Origin of the sequence: Streptococcus gordonii (assembly GCF_001553855.1) — a bacterium.
GTDB classification, from domain to species: domain Bacteria; phylum Bacillota; class Bacilli; order Lactobacillales; family Streptococcaceae; genus Streptococcus; species Streptococcus gordonii.
In genome coordinates this window covers 1-773 of record NZ_LQWV01000010.1, presented here as the reverse complement: position 1 = coordinate 773, position 773 = coordinate 1, and the positions used below count along the sequence as shown (strand labels likewise).

Here is a 773-nt window from a genome sequence, read left to right as displayed (position 1 = left end):
GCATCTGCCTTACAAGCAGAGGGTCAGCGGTTCGATCCCGTTAACTCCCATAGGTCCCGTAGTGTAGCGGTTATCACGTCGCCCTGTCACGGCGAAGATCGCGGGTTCGATTCCCGTCGGGACCGTTGGAATCGAGAGAAGATTTCAAAGAAGACTCGTTAGCTCAGTTGGTAGAGCATTTGACTTTTAATCAAAGGGTCACTGGTTCGAGCCCAGTACGGGTCATAAGCGCGGGTTTGGCGGAATTGGCAGACGCACCAGATTTAGGATCTGGCGCTTAACGGCGTGGGGGTTCAAGTCCCTTAACCCGCATAAGAAATAGGCCGGCTTAGCTCAGTTGGTAGAGCATCTGATTTGTAATCAGAGGGTCGCGTGTTCAAGTCATGTAGCCGGCATTAAGAGAGAAGAGGCGTATGCGAACGTAGTTCAGTGGTAGAACACCACCTTGCCAAGGTGGGGGTCGCGGGTTCGAATCCCGTCGTTCGCTTAGAGGCCGGGGTGGCGGAACTGGCAGACGCACAGGACTTAAAATCCTGCGATTGGAAACGATCGTACCGGTTCGATTCCGGTCCTCGGCATAAATATTAATGAGCACCCTTAGCTCAACTGGATAGAGTACCTGACTACGAATCAGGCGGTTAGAGGTTCGACTCCTCTAGGGTGCATATAGTGATAGGAGATATTCGATCACGACGGGAAGTAGCTCAGCTTGGTAGAGTACTTGGTTTGGGACCAAGGTGTCGCAGGTTCGAATCCTGTCTTCCCGATTGTAT

Annotated in this window: 8 tRNA genes; all 8 read left to right on the top strand. The window is 52.3% G+C overall.

Features of this window, described 5'->3' with window-relative positions:
* Window positions 1-52 precede the first annotated feature (52 nt).
* The 8 genes from AWH02_RS03005 (at window position 53) to AWH02_RS02970 (ending at window position 767) form a co-directional block, all read left to right on the top strand.
* Window positions 53-125, top strand: a tRNA-Asp gene (locus AWH02_RS03005).
* Between the two features lie 27 nt (window positions 126-152).
* A tRNA-Lys gene (locus tag AWH02_RS03000) sits at window positions 153-225 on the top strand.
* A gap of 5 nt (window positions 226-230) precedes the next feature.
* A tRNA-Leu gene (locus tag AWH02_RS02995) sits at window positions 231-312 on the top strand.
* A 10-nt stretch (window positions 313-322) separates the two neighbouring features.
* Window positions 323-395: transfer RNA gene (locus AWH02_RS02990), tRNA-Thr, on the top strand.
* A gap of 20 nt (window positions 396-415) precedes the next feature.
* A tRNA-Gly gene (locus AWH02_RS02985) sits at window positions 416-487 on the top strand.
* A gap of 5 nt (window positions 488-492) precedes the next feature.
* A tRNA-Leu gene (locus tag AWH02_RS02980) sits at window positions 493-578 on the top strand.
* A 13-nt stretch (window positions 579-591) separates the two neighbouring features.
* Window positions 592-665, top strand: a tRNA-Arg gene (locus AWH02_RS02975).
* Between the two features lie 28 nt (window positions 666-693).
* A tRNA-Pro gene (locus AWH02_RS02970) sits at window positions 694-767 on the top strand.
* The last annotated feature ends 6 nt before the right edge of the window (window positions 768-773 follow it).